The organism is Ruegeria sp. AD5, assembly GCF_056542345.1.
Map to the genome: position 1 here is coordinate 451,500 of NZ_JBQFZR010000001.1, position 19,836 is coordinate 471,335.

The 19,836-nt window shown below is 57.0% G+C and carries 22 protein-coding genes; 17 read left to right on the top strand and 5 right to left on the bottom strand.

Going from position 1 to position 19,836, the window contains the following annotated elements:
* Positions 1-8: 8 nt before the first annotated feature.
* From ACR0JG_RS02230 to ACR0JG_RS02275, 10 genes are all read left to right on the top strand, one after another.
* A complete protein-coding gene (locus ACR0JG_RS02230) occupies positions 9-746 on the top strand; it encodes an SDR family oxidoreductase (protein ID WP_170594353.1) in 738 nt (245 codons plus the stop codon).
* Positions 743-1,705 carry an alcohol dehydrogenase catalytic domain-containing protein gene (locus ACR0JG_RS02235; protein WP_480567414.1) on the top strand — a complete coding sequence of 321 codons (963 nt, stop codon included), beginning with the start codon at positions 743-745 and terminating at the stop codon, positions 1,703-1,705. Before ACR0JG_RS02230 ends, ACR0JG_RS02235 begins: the two co-directional genes overlap by 4 nt.
* A gap of 18 nt (positions 1,706-1,723) precedes the next feature.
* Positions 1,724-2,029 carry a UxaA family hydrolase gene (locus ACR0JG_RS02240; protein ID WP_170392543.1) on the top strand — a complete coding sequence of 102 codons (306 nt, stop codon included), beginning with the start codon at positions 1,724-1,726 and terminating at the stop codon, positions 2,027-2,029.
* Between the two features lie 12 nt (positions 2,030-2,041).
* Complete coding sequence (locus ACR0JG_RS02245; RefSeq protein ID WP_170392544.1) at positions 2,042-3,220, top strand: UxaA family hydrolase; 1,179 nt, start codon at positions 2,042-2,044, stop codon at positions 3,218-3,220.
* A gap of 208 nt (positions 3,221-3,428) precedes the next feature.
* On the top strand, positions 3,429-3,845 hold the full coding sequence (locus ACR0JG_RS02250; RefSeq protein WP_170402133.1) for a universal stress protein: 417 nt from the start codon (positions 3,429-3,431) through the stop codon (positions 3,843-3,845).
* A 155-nt stretch (positions 3,846-4,000) separates the two neighbouring features.
* Positions 4,001-4,888: a helix-turn-helix transcriptional regulator gene (locus ACR0JG_RS02255; protein WP_170564335.1), complete on the top strand. Its 888-nt coding sequence runs from the start codon at positions 4,001-4,003 to the stop codon at positions 4,886-4,888.
* A 113-nt stretch (positions 4,889-5,001) separates the two neighbouring features.
* The gene (locus tag ACR0JG_RS02260) at positions 5,002-5,955 is read left to right on the top strand and encodes an alpha/beta hydrolase (RefSeq protein ID WP_480567415.1); all 954 of its coding nucleotides are present in this window, start codon (positions 5,002-5,004) and stop codon (positions 5,953-5,955) included.
* A gap of 58 nt (positions 5,956-6,013) precedes the next feature.
* Positions 6,014-6,508 carry a nuclear transport factor 2 family protein gene (locus ACR0JG_RS02265; RefSeq protein ID WP_480567417.1) on the top strand — a complete coding sequence of 165 codons (495 nt, stop codon included), beginning with the start codon at positions 6,014-6,016 and terminating at the stop codon, positions 6,506-6,508.
* A gap of 53 nt (positions 6,509-6,561) precedes the next feature.
* Entirely contained in the window at positions 6,562-7,068 is a 507-nt protein-coding gene (locus tag ACR0JG_RS02270) for a nuclear transport factor 2 family protein (protein ID WP_480567418.1), read from the top strand.
* 111 nt (positions 7,069-7,179) lie between these two features.
* Complete coding sequence (locus ACR0JG_RS02275; RefSeq protein ID WP_170646668.1) at positions 7,180-7,872, top strand: SDR family NAD(P)-dependent oxidoreductase; 693 nt, start codon at positions 7,180-7,182, stop codon at positions 7,870-7,872.
* 3 nt (positions 7,873-7,875) lie between these two features.
* On the opposite strand, the gene ACR0JG_RS02280 is transcribed toward ACR0JG_RS02275, so the two are convergent.
* Entirely contained in the window at positions 7,876-8,712 is an 837-nt protein-coding gene (locus ACR0JG_RS02280; RefSeq protein ID WP_480567419.1) for a LysR family transcriptional regulator, read from the bottom strand.
* A 91-nt stretch (positions 8,713-8,803) separates the two neighbouring features.
* Here ACR0JG_RS02280 and ACR0JG_RS02285 point away from each other — a divergent pair, with 91 nt between their 5' ends.
* Together ACR0JG_RS02285 and ACR0JG_RS02290 are read left to right on the top strand one after the other, a co-directional pair.
* Positions 8,804-9,799, top strand: coding sequence for a zinc-binding dehydrogenase (locus ACR0JG_RS02285; RefSeq protein WP_170513539.1), 996 nt, complete (start codon positions 8,804-8,806; stop codon positions 9,797-9,799).
* Between the two features lie 37 nt (positions 9,800-9,836).
* Positions 9,837-10,577, top strand: a complete 741-nt coding sequence (locus ACR0JG_RS02290; protein WP_170661670.1) for an SDR family oxidoreductase — start codon at positions 9,837-9,839, stop codon at positions 10,575-10,577.
* Positions 10,578-10,605: 28 nt separating this feature from the next.
* Here ACR0JG_RS02290 and ACR0JG_RS02295 read toward each other — a convergent pair whose 3' ends face one another.
* Complete coding sequence (locus ACR0JG_RS02295; protein WP_480567420.1) at positions 10,606-11,493, bottom strand: MurR/RpiR family transcriptional regulator; 888 nt, start codon at positions 11,491-11,493, stop codon at positions 10,606-10,608.
* Between the two features lie 126 nt (positions 11,494-11,619).
* On the opposite strand from ACR0JG_RS02295, the gene ACR0JG_RS02300 reads away from it, so the two are divergent.
* The 5 genes from ACR0JG_RS02300 (at position 11,620) to ACR0JG_RS02320 (ending at position 15,934) form a co-directional block, all read left to right on the top strand.
* Positions 11,620-12,702 (top strand): alcohol dehydrogenase family protein, encoded by a 1,083-nt coding sequence (locus ACR0JG_RS02300; RefSeq protein WP_480567421.1) that lies wholly within the window; start codon positions 11,620-11,622, stop codon positions 12,700-12,702.
* Positions 12,699-13,277, top strand: coding sequence for a dimethylsulfonioproprionate lyase family protein (locus ACR0JG_RS02305; protein WP_480567422.1), 579 nt, complete (start codon positions 12,699-12,701; stop codon positions 13,275-13,277). The genes ACR0JG_RS02300 and ACR0JG_RS02305 overlap by 4 nt, the downstream gene beginning before the upstream one ends.
* 40 nt (positions 13,278-13,317) lie before the next feature.
* A complete protein-coding gene (locus tag ACR0JG_RS02310) occupies positions 13,318-13,602 on the top strand; it encodes a cupin domain-containing protein (protein ID WP_480567423.1) in 285 nt (94 codons plus the stop codon).
* Complete coding sequence (locus ACR0JG_RS02315; RefSeq protein ID WP_480567424.1) at positions 13,599-14,705, top strand: mandelate racemase/muconate lactonizing enzyme family protein; 1,107 nt, start codon at positions 13,599-13,601, stop codon at positions 14,703-14,705. Before ACR0JG_RS02310 ends, ACR0JG_RS02315 begins: the two co-directional genes overlap by 4 nt.
* A gap of 107 nt (positions 14,706-14,812) precedes the next feature.
* Positions 14,813-15,934, top strand: a complete 1,122-nt coding sequence (locus tag ACR0JG_RS02320) for an aminotransferase (protein WP_480569001.1) — start codon at positions 14,813-14,815, stop codon at positions 15,932-15,934.
* Here the strand turns inward: ACR0JG_RS02320 and ACR0JG_RS02325 are convergent.
* The 3 genes from ACR0JG_RS02325 to ACR0JG_RS02335 are packed head-to-tail and all read right to left on the bottom strand — an operon-like array spanning position 15,931 to position 19,830.
* Positions 15,931-17,013, bottom strand: coding sequence for an ABC transporter ATP-binding protein (locus ACR0JG_RS02325; RefSeq protein WP_480567425.1), 1,083 nt, complete (start codon positions 17,011-17,013; stop codon positions 15,931-15,933). The genes ACR0JG_RS02320 and ACR0JG_RS02325 overlap by 4 nt on opposite strands.
* Positions 17,014-17,016: 3 nt before the next feature.
* Positions 17,017-18,672: an alpha-glucosidase gene (locus ACR0JG_RS02330; protein ID WP_480567427.1), complete on the bottom strand. Its 1,656-nt coding sequence runs from the start codon at positions 18,670-18,672 to the stop codon at positions 17,017-17,019.
* A gap of 9 nt (positions 18,673-18,681) precedes the next feature.
* Positions 18,682-19,830: a carbohydrate ABC transporter permease gene (locus ACR0JG_RS02335; protein ID WP_170392558.1), complete on the bottom strand. Its 1,149-nt coding sequence runs from the start codon at positions 19,828-19,830 to the stop codon at positions 18,682-18,684.
* Between the last annotated feature and the right edge of the window lie 6 nt (positions 19,831-19,836).

The following is a 19,836-nucleotide window of genomic DNA, read 5'->3' on the forward strand; positions in this document are numbered from 1 at the left end:
CCCAACCCGTGACCTATCATCCTGATCTCACTGGACATACCGCTCTTGTGACCGGGGCCAGCTCCGGCCTTGGTCGCAGAGCGGCAGAGGTACTGTCGCATGCCGGCGCTAAGGTCGTGGGCGTGGCGCGACGTGCAGAAGCGTTGGCCGAGCTGGATCAGGTCCATCCCCTGCCCTGGGATCTTTCGGATCGTGATCGGTTGGCAGAGCTGGCCGTCGCCGCGTCGCAGCCGTTTGGGGCACCGGATATTCTGGTGCATGCCGCCGGGATCAACACGCGCGAGGCTGCGGATGATGTATCGCCTGAGGGGTGGGACATCACACTGGGATTGAACCTTGCCGTTCCCTTCTTTCTGTCGCAGCACCTAGTGCCCGATATGAAGGCCAAAGGCTGGGGACGGATCGTAAATTTCGCATCGCTCCAGTCCAGCCGGGCTTTTCCAGGTGGGCTTAGCTATGGGGCGTCAAAGGGCGGCGTGGCACAGCTGACCCGAGCAATGGCCGAGGCCTGGTCATCAAGCGGAATCTGCGTAAACGCGATTGGCCCTGGGTTCTTTCGAACCGAGCTGACGGCTGCGGTGTTCAATGATCCTGAACGCGCGAACCGTAATGCTGCGCAGACCTGTATCGGTCGCAACGGTGAGCCCAAAGACCTCGACGGCCCGTTGCTGTTCTTTTGCTCTGATGCCTGTGCCTTCGTGACCGGGCAAGTTTTGATGGTCGATGGAGGGTTTACAGCGAAATGAAAGCTTTGGTTTACACCGATGTCGAAACACTGGAATACCGCAATTTCGCGAACCCAGAGCCAGGCCCCGATGAGGTTCTCGTCCGCATCGATAGCGTCGGTATTTGCGGGTCCGACATGCACGCCTATCTGGGCCATGATGACCGCCGCCCGGCACCGCTGATCCTTGGCCATGAGGGGGCCGGTGTAACGGCTGATGGTCGCCGCGTAACCATCAATCCGCTGGTAAACGACCCCAACAGCGCGGCCAGCCGGTCCGGACGTGAGAACCTTTGCCCCTCGCGGCAGATCATCTCAATGCCCCCGCGCGAAGGCGCTTTTGCGGAATACGTCGCTATCCCAGAGCGCAATTTGATTGAAGTGCCCTCGCATATCACGCTGGAGCAGGCCGCACTCGCCGAACCGATTGCGGTCAGCTGGCATGCGGTGCGGCTGGGGCTTGCGGCCCTGCACCCGGCAGACGAACGGCGTGCCCATGTGATTGGCGGCGGGGCAATCGGGCTAGCGGCAGCTCTCGCGCTCACTGCGATGGGGGTCGAGCAGGTGACCTTATCCGAACCCAACGCAGCCCGTGCGACCTATCTTCGCGACACCTGTGGAATCGCCGTTGTGGACACACCGGAACAGGACAATCCATTGGTGATCGACGCAGTGGGGTTTGCGTCTACCCGCGCGGTTGCCTCGGCGCTCGTCAGCCCGGGCGGGGTGATTTTGCACATCGGCCTAGGCAGTTCCGAAGGTGGATTGGATATCCGACGCATCACGCTGCAGGAAATCACGCTGATCGGCACCTACACCTATACCGCACAGGACTTCCGCGACACATGCAATGCCATGTTCAACGGCCGCCTCGGGACGCTTGACTGGGTTGAAACCCGCGACCTGTCCGACGGGGCCGCGGCCTTTACAGACATTCGCGCTGGCAAGACGCTTGCGCCGAAAACCATCCTTAAACCATAGCAAAAACCGGAGACCTTCATGTCAAATCCAGCCCCAAATGAAATACCGCACCTTTTGGTGCATGAAGAGGAAGACAATGTCGGTGTCGTGGTCGTCGAAGGCCTGACTGCAGGCACCGACATGCTGTGCTGTATTACACATGACAACTCGACCTTTCGCCTGACCGCAGGCGCGGATGTTCCGATTGGCCACAAGATTGCGCTCACGGACCTCAAGAACGGCGATACGGCGATCAAATATGGCGAAGACATTGGTAAGATCATCGCTGACATCCCACGCGGCGGGCATGTCCACACGCAAAACTGCAAGACCAAGCGCTGGTAAGGGGTTAATACCATGAGCAAATATTCAAACATGACTGTCATGGGCTACCGGCGCGAGAACGGCCGGGTTGGTGTGCGCAACCACGTGCTGATCCTGCCCGTCGATGACATTTCCAACGCCGCCTGCGAGGCAGTCGCCAACAACGTCAAGGGCACGCTGGCAATCCCACATGCTTATGGCCGCCTTCAGTTCGGCGAGGACCTCGAGCTGCATTTCCGCACCATGATTGGCACGGGGGCCAACCCGAATGTCCACTCGGTGGTGGTGATCGGCATCGAGCCGGGTTGGACCAAACGCATTGCCGACGGCATCCGCGAGACCGGCAAGGACGTGGCAGAGTTCTCAATCGAACAGAACGGTGACTTCGAGACCATCCGGCGCGCTTCATGGGCCGCCAAGGATTTTGTCCACAAGGCCACCGAGGTCCAGCGCGAGGAATGCTCGATCAACGAGCTTTGGATTTCGACCAAATGCGGTGAAAGCGACACGACAACGGGTCTGGGGTCCTGCCCAACCGTTGGCAACATGTACGATAAGTTACTACCCGAAGGGATCACCGGATTCTTCGGTGAAACCTCGGAAATCACCGGGGCGGAACACATCTGTCAGAAGCGGGCCATCAATGAAGAGGTGGGCGAACGCTGGTACAAGATGTGGAAAGCCTATCAGGACGATGTAATCTTTGCCCATCAGACCGATGACCTCAGCGACAGTCAGCCAACCAAGGGCAACATCGAAGGTGGCCTGACCACCATTGAGGAAAAGGCGCTTGGCAACCTCGAAAAGATCGGCCGGACTTCGCAGTATATCGACATTCTGGAACCTGCCGAGCAACCTAACTCGGGCAAAGGCCTCTACTTCATGGACAGTTCATCAGCTGCGGCGGAATGTGTGACGCTGATGGCGGCGGGCGGTGCTGTGATCCATACCTTCCCGACAGGTCAGGGCAACGTGGTGGGCAACCCGATCGTTCCGGTCATCAAGATCACCGCGAACCCGCGTACAGTGCGCACCATGGGCGAGCATGTGGATGTTGATGTTTCAGGCATCTTGCGGCGCGAACAAACCATCGATCAGGCTGGTGATGCTCTGATCGATATGATCCGCAGGACAGCAAACGGCCGTAACACCGCGGCAGAGGCGCTGGGACATCGGGAATTCTCGATGACAAAACTGTATCGCAGCGCATAGTAACCTCAAGGCGGCCATTGCATATGCGGTGGCCGTCTTTCTCTTGAACCGAGGTCCAGAATGGGCGCGGCTCGAGGTGTTTGGCCACTAAGGCAGGGCGGGGTCCTGGGCAACAGATCAGAGACCCAGATTCTGAAAGTACTTATCAAGTTATGATGCACCAAGCCCTGCTCGTTGACATCGCCGAAACTCACTGGGAGTGCTTTACATGTATAAATCCATATTGATCCCCGTTGCCATTGATCATGAAGAGTTGGTTGCCGAGAAAATCACCACTGCCCGCAAGCTTTTGGCAGCTGACGGAAAGATCACACTACTTACAGTTCTGGAACAGATCCCGGGTTTTACGGCGGAATTCGTGACAGTGAAATCCGAGAACCATCTGACCAACAAAATCATGGGAACCCTAAAGTCGATCGCCGGAGAAGCGACCGATATAAACTGCCAGGTAGAAACGGGAAAGCCAGGGCTGCGCATTACCGAGTTCGCACGTGAAATCGGCGCTGATTTGATTGTTGTCGGAGCGCATCACCCATCGGCAATGGACTATTTTCTCGGATCAACGGCAGCGCGTGTTTCTCGTCGGGCATCGTGTTCCGTCTTGATTCAGCGACCGCAATCTTGAAAATTCTCTAAGCGTCGACCCGAACGCTACGGCTGCGTTGCGAGAAGCAGGTGGCCACGGCACCACTCCATGGGTTCGCACCCCTGTTGGATGTTTTCAACTGTGTGCGATCGACGCCAGCGAGAATTGCCCAGGTGCACTATGGGAGCCGACGATTGCCTTCGAGATATGCGGACATTTACCCCTCGGAACCTTTACTAAACAGCGATGCGATCGAGCGGCCTTCGGCTGCAGGGTTGATGTCCGTTCGGTATTTCCGGGCTGAGCCGGATCAGATGCCCGAGGATGTTTTCAAAGAGCATCACGTGCTTCTCAATCTCCAGACCATTCCGCACAGAGTTCAGAACTGGAGGGATGGTGAGTTGCGGGATTTCATGTTTCACAAGGATGAAATCATCGTCACTCCGGCTGGTATGCGATCGGGTTGGCGGTGGTACGCGACGTCTGATGTCATCGTTATCACGCTGGACCCGGCTAAGGTTGAACGCTTTGCTCAGTCCGAGCTGGGCATGCTGCTTGACCCGCAGCAATTTCGGGATTTGCCGCAGTTCTCGGACCCTGATCTGTGCACGGCTGGCGTTATACTGCGCGACGCATTGGAATCGACCGACATGTCTTCGGTCGTGATGTTCGAAGCCATGAGCCGCGTATTCCTAGTGAAACTGCTCCAGAAATATGGAAAACGCCGGATCGAAGATGTTCAGTTGTCATCCCGCTTCACATCCCGGCATTACCAGCGCGTTTTGACCTTTGTACAGAACCGGCTGGATCAGACCATAACCGTTGAGCAACTCGCGACCGAGGCGGGAATGAGCCCTTCGCACTTCGCACGCATGTTCAAAGAGACGTTGGGCACGACCCCGATGCAATATGTCATGGCCTACCGAATTGAACAGGCGATGAAGATGATGCAGGACCAGCAGCGTCCTCTGGGTGATATCGCTTTGGAATGTGGCTTTTCCGATCAGGCTCATTTCACGCGCAGCTTTAAACAGGTGGTGGGACAAACCCCCAAGGCTTATCGCGCGGCCAACATGGCTTGATGCAGGATCATTCAAAAACACAGCAGTCCGGTGCAATCAAGTGAACCTCCGGCAACGTATCTCTTTCGTCATCGGGCTTGCGCCCATCCAGACAGACTTTGGGAGATATCGCGATGAAAACCCTCGCTCTGAATACCGCTGCGGCTTTAATGGCCTCGACAGCTGCCGTCGCACAGGTCGAAACCCGCATTGTCACCTTTGAGAATGAAGGTGCCACCCTATCCGGCACACTGTACCTACCCGAAGAACGCGGCGATGCACCATTGCCAACGGTCGTGGTCACAGGGGCCTGGACCTCGGTACAAGAACAGATGCCGGCGAACTATGCCCGGGAAATGGCCGAACGCGGATTTGCCGCCTTCACCTTCGATTTCCGGGGCTGGGGCAAATCCGGCGATCTGCCGAACCAAGCGCGCTTTGTCGAAAGCCCCGAAGCCAAGACCTCGGACATCAAGGCAGCGATCGAATTCATAGCGACCCTGCCAGAAGTGGACGCCGAGCACATCAATGGGCTGGGTATCTGCGCCTCAGCGGGTTATATGGTCGATGCCGTCTCGGGCAACCCGCTGGTTCAGCGACTTGGTTTGGTTGCTCCGTGGCTGCAGAACGCCGAAATTGTTGAGGCCGTCTACGGCGGCGCAGAAGGTGTTGCCGGCTTGCTTCAAGTCTCTCGGGCTGCCGAAGCCGCCGGGGGCCAGATCATTCCTGCCGCGGGTCCAGAAGGTGCCGAAGGCGTGCTGATGCCGATCGGTGGCTACTACTATGAGGCTGACCGTGGGGCGATCCCGGAATATGATGACAAATGGAACAATGCAGGCTGGGAAGGCTGGCTGACCTACCATCCCGCCGACAACCCACAGCGGCTGGATAAACCGCTGACCATTGTTCACTCTGAAAGCGCAGCGATCCCGCAGGGCGTGCAGACCTTCCTTGCCGGATTTGCCGGTGACGCGACTGCGCAGTGGCTCGAGGATGTCACGCAGTTCGATTTCTACGACAACCCCGAGGACGTGACACGGGCGGCCGACGCCGTTGCCGACCACTTCCGCGCCGGATCGGATAATTGATCCTGCTGATCAGGCGTCGGACCTCGCTATCCGACGTCTCATTCCCTTGGAGACCCCGATGAACCGAAAACTTCAACTAGCACTCGCGGTCGCGACCGTTATGGGAGGCAACGCAATAGCCGATACCCCCGAAAACAATATGAAAGTGGTTCAGAACTTTTTTGCGGCTTACGGCTCGAACGACCTTGATGGAATCGCCGCTGTCATGGACGAGGACGTACAATGGCACATTCCCGGCCGCCATCCGCTGAGCGGCACCAAAAACGGTCGGGATGAAGTTTTGGCCTTCTTCGCCCAGTTGGGCGCAGCTGGGTTTCAGGCTGACCCGATCTACTTTGGCGCGGATGAAACCCATGTTGTAGATATTCACCGAGGCTGGTCCAACGCCGAAGGTAAGCCGAATGTCGATACCATCTGGGCTCTGGTTTACCGGATCGAGAACGGCAAGATCGTCGAGGCCACCAATCTCAGTGCCGATCAGGATGCGGCGAATACGTTTTTTTGGTCGCAATACACCTTAGCGCCCGTGCCTGAACGCTTGGCTAATGAATGAAGCAGGCGCAGCAACGTACGTTGCTTTGTCCAACTCTGACAAAGGACCCGGATATGAAACGATCCCTCATCGCCATGCTCACCGCCATAACAATGATTGGAGGCCCTGCATTGACCGATCAAACCGACATCACCCGCACCCTAACGGATATCGCTGCAGGCGCAGACCGGCATGATTGGACCCGTGTAAGGGATGCCTTCGCCGATCACGTCACCATTGACTACACCAGCCTTTGGGGTGGAGACCCGGCAACCCAACCCGCTGACGAACTTGTTGCGGGCTGGGCCGCCTTCCTGCCCGGGTTCGACAGCACGCATCACATGGTGACCAACCACGCAATCAATTCAGTTTCAAAAACCGCCGCAACAGCGCAGGCTGATTTCACCGCCACCCACCGTCTTGACGATGACCTATGGGTTTTGGGCGGCCGCTATGACTATGCGTTGGAAAAAACAGATGACCGCTGGGTTGTAACAGCGATGACAATGACCGCTCTTTGGGAAACCGGCGACCGTGGTCTCGTCGCCCTCGCTGGTGAACGCGGGGCCGGGGCCAACTGACATCAGTTAACGCCGCATCGTTGCGCGCCGGTTGCCTTGCCAGAGCGATGTTGGCAATCTCACTATTAGGCTTTGCTTTCGGTTAACTGACGAAAATTCAAAGGAAACCTCATGACCGAACAACGTATCGCACTTGTGACCGGAGCCAATCGAGGCATCGGTAAAGAAGTCGCCCTACAACTGGCCCGCGATCATGGATTATTTGTTTTGGTAGCATCGCGCGACCCGCAAAAGGGACAAGCCACGGCCGAAGAGATTGGGCATGGAGCTAAGGCCTTGCAACTGGACGTGTCCGATCAGAGCTCGGTCAACGCTGCCTTTGATAAGATCAACTCCGAATACGGATATCTCGACATACTGGTAAACAATGCAGGCGTTGACTACGACACGGATCAGCACACGCTCAGCGCCGACCTGGTGCGCGTGCGCCGTGCTTTCGAGACCAACTTCTTCGGAGCCTGGGCAACAACCATTTCGGCCGTTCCTTTACTTCAAAATGGTCATGATGCCCGGATTGTAAACGTGTCTTCCGGCTCAGGAGCGCTGACAGGCATGTCATCCAGCACTCCTGGATATGGCATCTCGAAAACAGCGCTCAATGCGCTGACCATCAAGACTGCGGCTGATTTGAAACCCGAAGGCATCCTTGTCAACGCAGTGTGCCCCGGCTGGGTCGCCACTGACATGGGCGGGGGTGGTCGCCCGGTGTCCGAAGGGGCCAAGGGCGTCGTGTGGGCTGCAACACTGCCCGTGAACGGTCCAACAGGTGGTTTCTTTCGGGATGGGGTGCAAATTGATTGGTAGGATTTATCTCGGCGCCATGAAATCGATCAGTTTCCTGACACGCTCGGGCAACAGGCGACGGCTGGGATAAACCGCATACATGTCTCGAGTCAGCGGGACAGTATTCTCAACTTCCAGTCGTCGCAGATCGCCCTCCACCATATCCTTCGGCAACATCGCTATCCCCAGATTACGACGAGCGGCCTGTGCTATGACATCAAGGTCGCCAATATTATGGGCTATGTGGGCTGGATTCACCATCTCTCCCGTTTCCAGTACCCAAGGTTGACCCGCCATCAGCGCAGGAAGAGTCTGGAACTTCGGTCGCGTTAAAGGACCCGAAAGCCCGTGCTCTCGAATGAAGCCCTGCCCTGCGCAAAAACAATATGGAACTGACCATAACCGCTTGGCAACAAGACCGGAGTCCGCAAGCGGACCGACCCGAAAGGCGAGGTCGATATTGTCCGCGAAAAAATCCAGCATGATGTTAGTCGTCGTCAGTTCAAGCTGGACCTGAGGATTTTGTTCCGCGAAATCCACCAGCTTTGGCCCTATCGTTGTACGAGCTGCCAAGGGTGGGGCCGTAATGCGGATCGTGTGGTGCCGCGTGTCATCGGTAAAACCCGCAACACGCTGAAGCGCTTCAATCGGATCCTGACAACGATCCAGAAGACGGCGCCCCTCTTCGGTCAGGCGCACCTGCCTTGTCGTGCGCTCGAATAGCTTAGCGCCCAGATGATCCTCTAACATGGCAATCCTGCGACTAATCCTGCTAAGCGGAATACCCAGCCGATCTGCAGCTTTGGAAAAGCTGAGATGGTGGGCGACAACAGTAAACAGGCCAAGGTCGTTGTAGATCATAATTCTATTTATGAGATAATACCTTCTAGATTCAACTATTATCACGAAATGGCGTCATCGCTATCTTCTGCGAAACAAAAGGAGATGCATGATGCCGTACGCGATAGAAATCACCCAAACTGGCGGGCCCGAAGTTCTGCGAAGCGTTGACCAAGCTGTCGCACAGCCCGGTGCCAGAGAAATCCTGATCCGTAATCATGCCGGGGCGGTAAATTTTATCGATACGATTATTCGCCGTGGCGAAATGCCAGAGGGCATGATGCCAGACCTGCCCCATGTACCCGGCGTTGAAGGTGCCGGAATCGTCGAAGCGACGGGCAAAGATGCCGTTGGTTTCGCCGTGGGTGATCGCGTCGCATGGATGGGGCCGATTGGTGCGGGCGGCTATGGTACGCATTCCGTAATAGGTGCACCTTATGTAACCAAAATTGCCGATACCATCGCCTTTGAAACCGCAGCAGCAATCCCTGTCAACGCAATGACGGCCTATCACATGCTGGTCAATCTGGGCGGTGCGGCGGCCGGAAGATCCGTACTGGTGCATGCGGCTGCAGGCGGAGTGGGCACGATGGCCCTCCACATCGCCAAGCATCTGGGCATGACTGTGATCGCTTCGGTCAGCACTGAAAAGGTCGGATACGCCCAGGCGCAAGGAGCAGATTTTGTCATCGACTATCGTACTCAGGACGTGGCCACGCTGGTGTCAGAGATCACAAGTGGGCGCGGTGTTGATCTGACGTTGAATCCGGTTTCCGGTGACTCCTTGAAATCAGACCTTGATGCGCTGGCTCCCCTTGGAACGGCTGTGCTCTTCGGATTCCTTGCCGGGCCGCCAGCTGGCGATTTTGCCGAGGATCTGGCGAAACACTTCCAGAAATCTGTCTCAGTGCGGGTCAGCGACATTTACACGTATTTTTCCAACCGACCAACTGCATTCGGCGCGGACATGACCAAGGTATTCAAGCTGTTGGAAACTGGCATTCTGCGTCCTCAGATCACCACATACCCAATCGCCAAGGCTACGGAAGCGCATCGCCGCCTAGAGGCGGGCGAAACCACCGGCAAGTTGGTGCTCAGCATCGATTGACTCATTTAACAGACACGACATGCAAGGAACCAAAGCAATGAACTCGGTTTTCGAAACGGCCCTCATCGGCAAACACGTTGTTATCATTGGCGGCAGCAGCGGCATGGGTAAGGCCACCGCAAAGCTGGCGGTAGCGCTCGGTGCGAAAGTTACCATCGCCAGCCGGAGTCTCGCCAAGCTGGAGGCAGCAGCGGCAGACATCGGAGGCGGAGTTCAGATCGCACCGGTCGATACCACCAACGAAACTGGCATGAAGTCCTGGGCCAGCGGCCTTGAAAAAGTAGATCATCTGGTCATCTCTGCCTCAAGCGCAGCGCGTGGGGCCTTCGCCGAATTGCCAACCACTGACCTGCGCGCGATGTTCGAGGCTAAATTTATCGGGCCCTATGTGGCGGCGCGTGAAGTCTTGCCTGTCTTGACTGAAGGCGGCTCCATCACCTTCTTTTCTGGCGTCCTCAGCCGCCGACCCTCTGCCGGTGCAACGGGTCTTGGGGCCGTGAACGCGGCGGTCGAAGCCCTGTCCAAGGGGTTGGCATTGGAGCTATCAAACCGTGCGCGTGTGAACTGCATCAGCCCTGGAATGGTTGCGACCGAGGCTTACGCGGCAATGTCGAATGAGGCTCGCGAGGCCATGTTCGCTCAGGTTGGTAACAGCCTGCCCGTCGGACGTATTGGTGAGGCCGAGGACATCGCCCAAGCTGTGATAATGGCAATGACAAATGGCTATCTCACGGGCGCTGTGCTGGATGTGGATGGTGGTCACCTGGTGCGTGGCTGAATGGCCAATGCGGATTGGCCTGATCCAATCAGGGCTCTTCCGCGTGATATAGGCCTAGCTGATGGCGACGCTTGTGAAAGGTCGCCACTCTTTCGACGATCTCGTCGCTGGCCACAGCAATGACGAAGGACAAAAGCGTTTCGAGCAATGCGATAGTACTTACTGATGAGGGGAAGAATTGCGGCGTATCCGCCGAGATGACGAACCCGTGTTGTGCATTGCGCAGAACAGGGCTGGCTGGGCTATCAGAAAGACCGATCACCGTCATGCCCTGCTCTCGGGCAACTTGCACCGCCTCGACCACTTCATTCCGATAAGGTTTGCAGGTCATCGCAATTAGTACATCGCGTTTGTCCGCCCATGCCAGATCGTCAATCGGATTTGATCCAGCGCGCGGGATAGCATGAAACTGCACCATGCCCGTCGAGGCCAGATAAACAAAGTTTCGCGCATTCGAATTGTTCACGCCAACGCCCAGCACGAACACGTTACGCGAATTCCAGATATCTTCAGCGGCGCCTTTCAGCTGTTCGGACGAGATTTTGGCAAACGTCTCCTCGACATTGCGCAGGGCGTCCTGAACCATATCCGCATAAAGCCCGCCCATATTGCCGGACTTACGAATATCCTGCAGCCAACGCGCGCGCTCCGGGAAATCGGCCTGCCCGCGCCGGATCGCCTCGCGGAAGGGAACCCGGAAATCTTCGTAACCGTCGAACCCGACCTGCCTTGCCATGCGAACGATCGTATTGGGTTTCACGTTTGCAGCTTCGGCGATTTCGCGTACTGTTGAGACACCGACATCACGCGGGTTCTCAAGCACGTAGGTTGCGGCCTTGCGTGCCTCAGGTGTCAGCTGCGATAATTCCTCTGCCAGCCTTTCCAGAATCGAATTTGATACATCTGTCCCATTCATGATTGACGATGGTATTTTTGTTTGCCTACGGTGTCGAGGCCAAATCGACTCAGGGATCTATTCGGATGTCATCCGGAATCCTCTCACACTCTGAGCCGGTACAGGCGCATGGATGGAGAGTGCCGCATGAAACAAACCGCAACAATGAAAGCTATGGTTACGATGGGGCATGGTGACCTGGATCAGATGGTCTGGCACGAGGACTGGCCCTGCCCCACACCCAAGCCCGGCGAAGTGTTGATACAGGTCGGAGCCTGTGGCCTGAACAATACCGATGTGAACACCCGGTCCGGCTGGTATTCCAAAACCGTCAGTGATGCGACGACAGGTGGCGCGTTCGAAGAGGTGGGCAGCGATGATCCAACCTGGGGCGGAGCGCCGCTGGTCTTCCCGCGCATTCAAGGGGCGGATGTCTGCGGACAGATTGTGGGCGTCGGAGATGGGGTGGACCAAAGCCGCATAGGTGAGCGAGTGATCACAGATTGCTGGCTGCGCGATCCTGCCGATCCGCTGAACAAGGACAAGACCGGGTATTTCGGATCAGAACGAGATGGCGGATTTGCCGAATACACGACAATTCCTGCTCAGAATGCCATCGCCATCCAGTCCTCGCTTTCGGATGCTGAACTTGCGACATTTTCCTGTTCATATTCCACAGCCGAAGGTATGCTGACCCGCGCCAAAGTAACCGAGGCTGATACCGTACTGGTCCCGGGCGCGTCTGGTGGCGTAGGCGGCGCGCTGATTCAATTGGCCAAGCGCCGTAATGCGCGGGTCATCGCGATGGCATCGGAGGCCAAACATGATGACGTCGCTCTTCTTGGCCCCGATCTCATTCTACCCCGCGCGCCCGATGATCTGCGCGCCTCGTTGGGTGATGAGAAGATCACGGTCGTCGCGGATGTGGTTGGTGGACCCTATTGGCCACAACTCATTGGCATTCTAGAACGGGGCGGGCGATATACCTGCTCGGGCGCCATTGCGGGTCCGATGGTCGAATTTGACCTGCGCACCTTCTATTTGCGGGATCTGACGTTCACCGGATCAACGGTTATCGACCCCGAAGTGATGCAAAATCTTGTAGGCTACATTGAGGCCGGCGAAGTGAAACCTGCCTTGGCAGCGACCTATCCGCTGAGTGCACTGCATGAAGCGCAATCCGCCTTTATCGCCAAGAAACACACCGGAAACATAGTAGTTGCCCCATGACATTGAACGACGTGTTAGCAGCCGCCCGACAGCTGCACCAGGCACATCCCGATTTGGCCAGCTTTGGGGATTGGCCAACGGACCTGGCCGCAACCGAGCTATCGCCGGAACACGTTCCAGCGACCCGGCTGGTCAGCGAGTTTGACCTTGAAGGTACAGCCGCAACCCAAGCGATGATCAGGGCCATTGCCGCCTCTGCAGAACAGGCGCATTGGAAACGCACCTACACCGAAGATGAGGTCGGGGCGGATTTCCTTGCACGCTATGGATATTACGAGTTGTTCGGGCCTACCGGGCATTTCCACTCGACCCAGTTGCGGGGATATGTCGCCTATTGGGGCGCGGGTTTGAACTATGATTGGCACAGCCATCAGGCAGAAGAGCTCTATCTGACGCTCGCGGGCTCCGCCTGTTTCAAGATCGAAGGTAATGCAGAGTTTGTCGACCCCGGACAAACGCGCCAACATGCAAGCTGGCAAAGCCACGCGATGACGACAAGTGATCATCCGATCCTGACCTTTGTTCTTTGGAGGGGTGATGGAATTGGCGATCTGCCCCGGATGGATATGGCATGAGGATCACAGTTCATCGCGCCCTCAAGCAGGAGGCAACTCGATGAGGCCACAAGCAATTGCGACCCAGATGATCGATGACGCACGGGTGCGTGTAACCCGTTTCGACTTTGCCCCCGGAGCTGAAACCGGCTGGCATCGGCATGCAATGGACTATGTCATCACCGCCGTTTCCGATTGTCATATGCGATTGGAGTTGCCGGACGGAACCACCAACGAAGTGACTGTCCCTGCCGGAACGGCCTATCGTCGCGACGAAGGGGTCGAGCACAATGTGATCAACGCGGGTGATACGCCAATGTCATTTGTCGAGGTGGAACTGAAATGAAGATCACTCAGATTTCAGTCTTTCAGATCGATCTATCATTGGAACATCCCTATTGGCTGTCTGGCGGGCGATTGAAATTCGAAACGCTGGACGCGACTCTGGTGAAGATCGATACCGACGCCGGGCTGGTAGGCTGGGGCGAAGGCACCCCTTGGGGCCACACCTATGTGCCCGCCCACGGCCCCGGCATTCGGGCGGGGATCGAGACGATGGCACCGTTTATTCTGGGCCTCGACCCGCGCCGCGTTCTGGATGTCGAACGCGCGATGGATTTGGCTTTGCCGGGGCATCTCTATGCAAAAAGCCCAGTCGACATGGCCTGTTGGGACATCTCGGGCCAGGCTGCCGATTTGCCCATCGCTGATCTGATGGGCGGCGGATCCCGTACACCACGCCCCATTGCGTCATCCGTAGGGGCGAAAACGGTCGAAGAAACCCGCGCGGTCATCGATCGATATCGCCAACGCGGCTATATCGCCCATTCCGTCAAGATCGGTGGAGATGTGACCCGGGATATCGCCCGCATCCGTGACGTCGAGAGCCTGCGAAACCCCGAGGATATTATCCTCTATGATGTGAACCGCGGCTGGTCACGACAGCAGGCGCTGCGGGTGATGAGCGCGGTTGAAGACTTGAACGTCATGATCGAACAGCCCTGCGAGACACTGGATGATATCGCGGCAATTTCCGGCAAACATGCGTCGCCCGTTTCTGTTGATGAGAGCCTTGTAACCTTGCAGGACGCAACCCGTATTGCCCGGGATGGCATCGCTGAGATTTTCGGCATCAAGCTCAACCGTGTCGGCGGGCTGACCAAAGCGGCCCGGATGCGCGATGTCGCACTTGCACATGGGATCGACATGTTTGTGATGGCGACCGGTGGCTCGGTCCTGGCGGATACCGAAGCGCTCCATCTGGCGGCGACCATTCCAGACGCGAATTGTTATGCCGTCTGGGCCTGTCAGGACATGATCACCGTCGATATCGCCGGTGGGCGTGGGCCGAGAAACGTGGACGGCCACCTGCATCTTCCCGAAACACCCGGCCTTGGCGTTCACCCAGATGAAGATGCGTTGGGTGATCCTGTGGCGATCTACCGGTAACGATACACGCCTCTTGTGCAAGTTCGATGACGGTCATCTGCCGAGGTTGACCTTGCCGCTTCGCCATGGGAACGATGCGCGATGGCTTAGTCGAACAGGATAGCGCGATGAAGATCGAACCCTTTGGCGTCGAAATCTGGATGGATGAATGGGAAACCCGCTGCGCCTATAACCTTGCAGAGACTTGCGTCGAGAGCCTGAGTATTGCCGAGCTTTTGAAGCTTTCCGGCAAAAACTCGGATGATCTGTCTGAATTGCTGGGGATGAAGATGACCTATGGCGCGATCCGGGGTTCGGACCGGCTGCGCGATGCGATTTGTAGCCTATATGACCAGCAAAAGCGTGAGAATGTCATCGTCACCCATGGCACGATCGGTGCCAACATGCTGGTCCACAAAACGCTGGTCGAGCGCGGCGACAAGGTGGTGGCCGTCGTGCCCACCTATCAGCAACACTATTCCATCCCGGCCAGCATCGGCGCGGAGGTGACGCAGATCCATTTACGGGCCGAGAACGCTTATTTGCCCGATCTTGAGGAGTTGCGCGCCGCCGTAACTCCGGGCACCAAACTGATTGCCATCAACAACCCCAACAACCCAACCGGTGCGGTGATGGATCGCGCGTTCCTGATTGAGATCGTCGAAATCGCACGCTCCGCTGGAGCATGGTTGCTGTGTGATGAAGTCTATCGCGGTACCGGGCAAGAAGGTTCGGGCATGACGGATGCGGTTGCAGATCTTTATGAGAAAGGCATTTCAACCGCGGGCATGTCCAAGGCGTTTTCGCTGGCAGGGCTGCGACTGGGTTGGATTGCGGCCAACCCAGAACTGATCGAAGCGGTTTCGATCCATCGGGACTATGACACGATCTCGGTCGGCATGATCGGCGACCATTTCGCGGCGCTTGCGCTGGAAAACCACGACAAGGTTCTGGCGCGCAGCCAGGCCATTACGCGCGGCAACCTCGCCATGCTGGAAGAATGGGTCGAAAGCGAGCCCAAAATCAGTTGGGTCAAACCCAAGGCCGGAACAACCGCGCTGTTGCACTACAACTTCGACATGCCCTCGCGCGAGTTCTGCGTGAAACTGCTGCAGGAAACCGGCGTGATGTTCACACCGGGCTCTGCCTTGGGTCTCGAAGGCTGTGTTCGGATCGGTTACGCCAATACTCCGTCGATTATCCGCGAAGGGCTGGAAAAAGTTTCCACCTACCTTGCGAAGCTCGACTAGCGCTTCATCGACTGGCCGTTGTGGAACAGATGCACCTTTTCGGGTGCCGCCGTGACCGAGACGGTTTTTCCTCGCAGATTGCGCTGAACACCAGGTAGTTTTGCAATCACGGCCTCCCGTCCATCCGGGACTGCAAAGTAAAGCAGCGTGACCTCACCCAAAGCTTCGGTGAAATCCACCAAGCCGGAATAAATTGGTGTTCCATCAGTGATATTTAAGTCCTCAGGCCGGACACCGATATTGACCTTTTTGCCTTCGTCAGCGGCATCCGTCGGGATTGATGAGATTGCCACGCCGCCATCATCCAGCGTGACGGTTGTTGTCTCTCCTGTCGCGGTAATGGTCCCGGGCAGCAGGTTCATTGCTGGTGAGCCGATGAACTGCGCGACAAACTCGTTATCTGGCGTCTCATAGAGTTCCAGCGGCGTGCCAACCTGCGCAACTCCCTTATTGGCCAAAACCACAATGCGGCTGGCGAGTGTCATCGCCTCGACCTGATCGTGGGTGACGTAAATCATCGTGCTGTCGGGCATCGCCTCTTTCAGGCGTGCAATCTCGATCCGCGTCGCCACGCGCAGGGCAGCGTCGAGGTTCGAAAGCGGCTCGTCGAACAAATATACTTTGGGGTCGCGCACGATGGCACGACCGATGGCAACGCGCTGGCGTTGTCCACCAGACAATGCCTTGGGCAGGCGATCCAGCAGGGGTTCAAGCTGTAGAATCTGGGCCGCGCGCTCCACTGCGGCATCAACCTCAGCGCTCGGCATCTTCGCGATCTTGAGCGCGAAGGCCATGTTTTCGCGCACCGTCATATGCGGGTAAAGCGCATAGGACTGGAACACCATCGCGATGCCGCGTTGCGCAGGTGGCACATCGTTCACCACCTGCCCTTCGATCTCAAGCGTACCGCCAGTGATCTTTTCAAGGCCCGCGATCATCCTCAGCAAAGTGGATTTTCCGCAACCTGATGGGCCGACAAAGACAATCAGTTCGCCTTGCTCGATCTCGAGATCGATATGTTTCAGAACATCGATAGGACCATAGGATTTGGCCACATCCGTAAGCTTGAGTTCCGACATGGTTTACCTCTTTTCCCGAGCCAATAGACAGAATTGAGCGGCATCCAGCGTCACGTTGCTTTCCCCGCGAACGCCGCCCAACTCCTCCCCGATCACTTGCCAGTCACCTTCTGGCAGGGTCACGTCAACCGGACAGTCACCCAGATTGAAGGCGCAGAAGACCTGCTCGGCTTCATCCTCTCGGGTGAAGGCCAATACCGAACCGATTTGTGACATCCCTGTCTGCGCGCCGGACATCAGCGCTGAGTGCGCATGACGCAATGCAATCGCATGGCGGTAGTGGTGCAGCATCGACGCTGGATCTTTTTCCAACCGATCCACCGCCCGCTCGGCCTGCGCAGCGCTGACTGGCAACCAGGGACGGCTCGTGCTGAACCCGGATTGTTCGTCCTGTGCGGCCCAGACCATCGGAGTACGGCAGCCATCGCGACCTTTGAATTCCGGCCAGAATTCAATACCATAGGGGTCTTGCAAATCTTCGAACGCAACATCTGCCTCGGGTAGCCCCAGTTCCTCACCCTGATACAGGCAGGCTGAGCCACGCAGGCACATCATCAGAACGGCGTGCTGCCGGACAGCTGCATCGTCCAAACCCCAACGCGAAGCATGGCGTTGCACGTCGTGGTTTGAGAAGGCCCAGCATGGCCATGCATCACCCGCCTTGTCCTCAAGCTGGTCAAAAACCTGCTTTGCGTAAGCTGCCGTCAAAGCCCGCTTTTCGAGGAACTCGAAAGCATAACACATGTGCATCCGTTTATCGCCGCTGGTGTATTCGCCCATAATCTCAAGCCCGCGCTGCGCGTCGCCGACCTCACCCAGACATGCGCGGCCCTCGTATTCATCGGTCAGGGCGCGCAGCCTTTCCAGGAAGGCGATATTCTCGGGCTGACTTTTGGAATAGAGGTGATCCTGATGGTTATACGGGTTCACCATCGGCGCAATGGATGAGTTCCTCTGATCCATCGGCAGGCCGGGATTGTCACGCAGCTGGGCGTCGTGGAAATAGAAATTGATGGTGTCCAGACGGAACCCGTCGACCCCCATATCCAGCCAGAAGCGCGCCACATCCAGCAGCGCATCCTGAACTTCTTTGCAGTGGAAGTTCAAATCCGGCTGCGAGGTCAGGAAGTTGTGCAGATAATACTGCAACCGCCGCGCATCCCACTGCCACGCCGAGCCGCCAAAGATCGAAAGCCAGTTATTCGGAGGTGTCCCGTCGGGTTTGGGATCAGCCCAGACATACCAATCGGATTTCGGGTTCTCGCGACTGGCGCGGCTTTCGTTGAACCATGGATGCTGATCTGAGGTGTGGGATAGCACCAGATCGATCATCACCTTCAACCCATGCGCATGGGCTTGATCCAGCAGCTCTTTAAAATCTCCCATGGTGCCGAACATCGGATCGACATCGCGATAGTCGCTGACATCATAACCGAAATCCTTCATCGGAGATTTGAAGAACGGCGAAATCCAGATTGCATCAACCCCCAGCGAGGCGATGTAGCCTAGCCGCTGGGTGATACCCTTTAAGTCTCCGATCCCGTCACCGTTGCTGTCCTGAAAGCTGCGCGGATAGATCTGATAGATCACCCCGCCCCGCCACCAATCTGACGCCGACTTGGTTTTTTCGAATGCTGTCGCGTTGGTCTGCACGTTCATCACACGCCCTTATTTTACGGAACCGGCCAGCAAGCCGCGAACCAGATATTTCTGCATTGCAAAGAAGACCGCCAACGGCACCGCGATTGAGACAAACGCCGCCGTGGCCAAGATTTCCCAGTTACCGCCCCGTGTACCCAGCAGCTCGACGATACGGTTGGTCATTACCGTTGTCTGGCCGCTGGCATCGATCAGGAAGACTTTGGCAACCAACAGATCGTTCCATGTCCAAAGGAACTGGAAGATCGCAAAGGATGCCAGTGCCGGAAAGCTAAGCGGCAGGATCAACTTGGTAAAAATCTGAAACTCGGTTGCGCCATCTACCCGGGCGTTCTCAATCAGGTCACGAGGCAGCCCGGCCATGTAGTTACGCAATAGGTAGATCGCCAATGGCATCCCGAACCCGGTATGGGCCATCCAGACCCCCAGGTATCCTTTGCCGATCCCGATATTGAGATGCAGTTTCAGCAACGGGATCAGCGCCAGCTGCAATGGCACCACCAATAGGCCAACCACCGCAGCGATCAGCAGGGCACGCCCCGGGAAATCCATCCATGCCAGCGCGTAAGCCGCAAATGCTGCGACAAGAATCGGGATAATCGTCGCCGGGATCGTCACCGTCAGGGTATTGAAGAACGCCTTGCCCATACTGTCGGAACTGCTTTCGTTGAAGAGAACATGGGCATAGTTTTCCAAGGTGAATTCAGGCGGCAGAGTAGTCGTCACAAACACGCGAGGGCCGCGCTTGCCCGAAAACTCTTCTGCGTTTTCCATCCGATAGTCACCGTTGGCCTGAACCGTGATCGTCCCGCCACGACGAAGCTCAGCCGTTTCGCCCGGAGCAAAGGCATCAATCGCACGGGAATTCACACCCCATCGCGAAATGTCCGAGGCCCGATCACCATCGAAGATATTGCCTTCGATCACATAGAGACCATCCTGCAGAACCTGCGTTTCCGGCGCAGCCGCGCGCAGAGTCAGGTTCTGTTCCGACGGGAAGAGCGCCCGCCACCAGCCGCTGCTGGAAATCTGGTCCGCCGTTCTGAATGACGAGATCAACAAACCGAGTGTTGGGAAAACCCAAAGCACCACAAGCAGCACGACCGAGGCGTGAACGACCCATCTTAGGGCTGGGCGGGTTCCTGCAATATCGCTCATAACCCC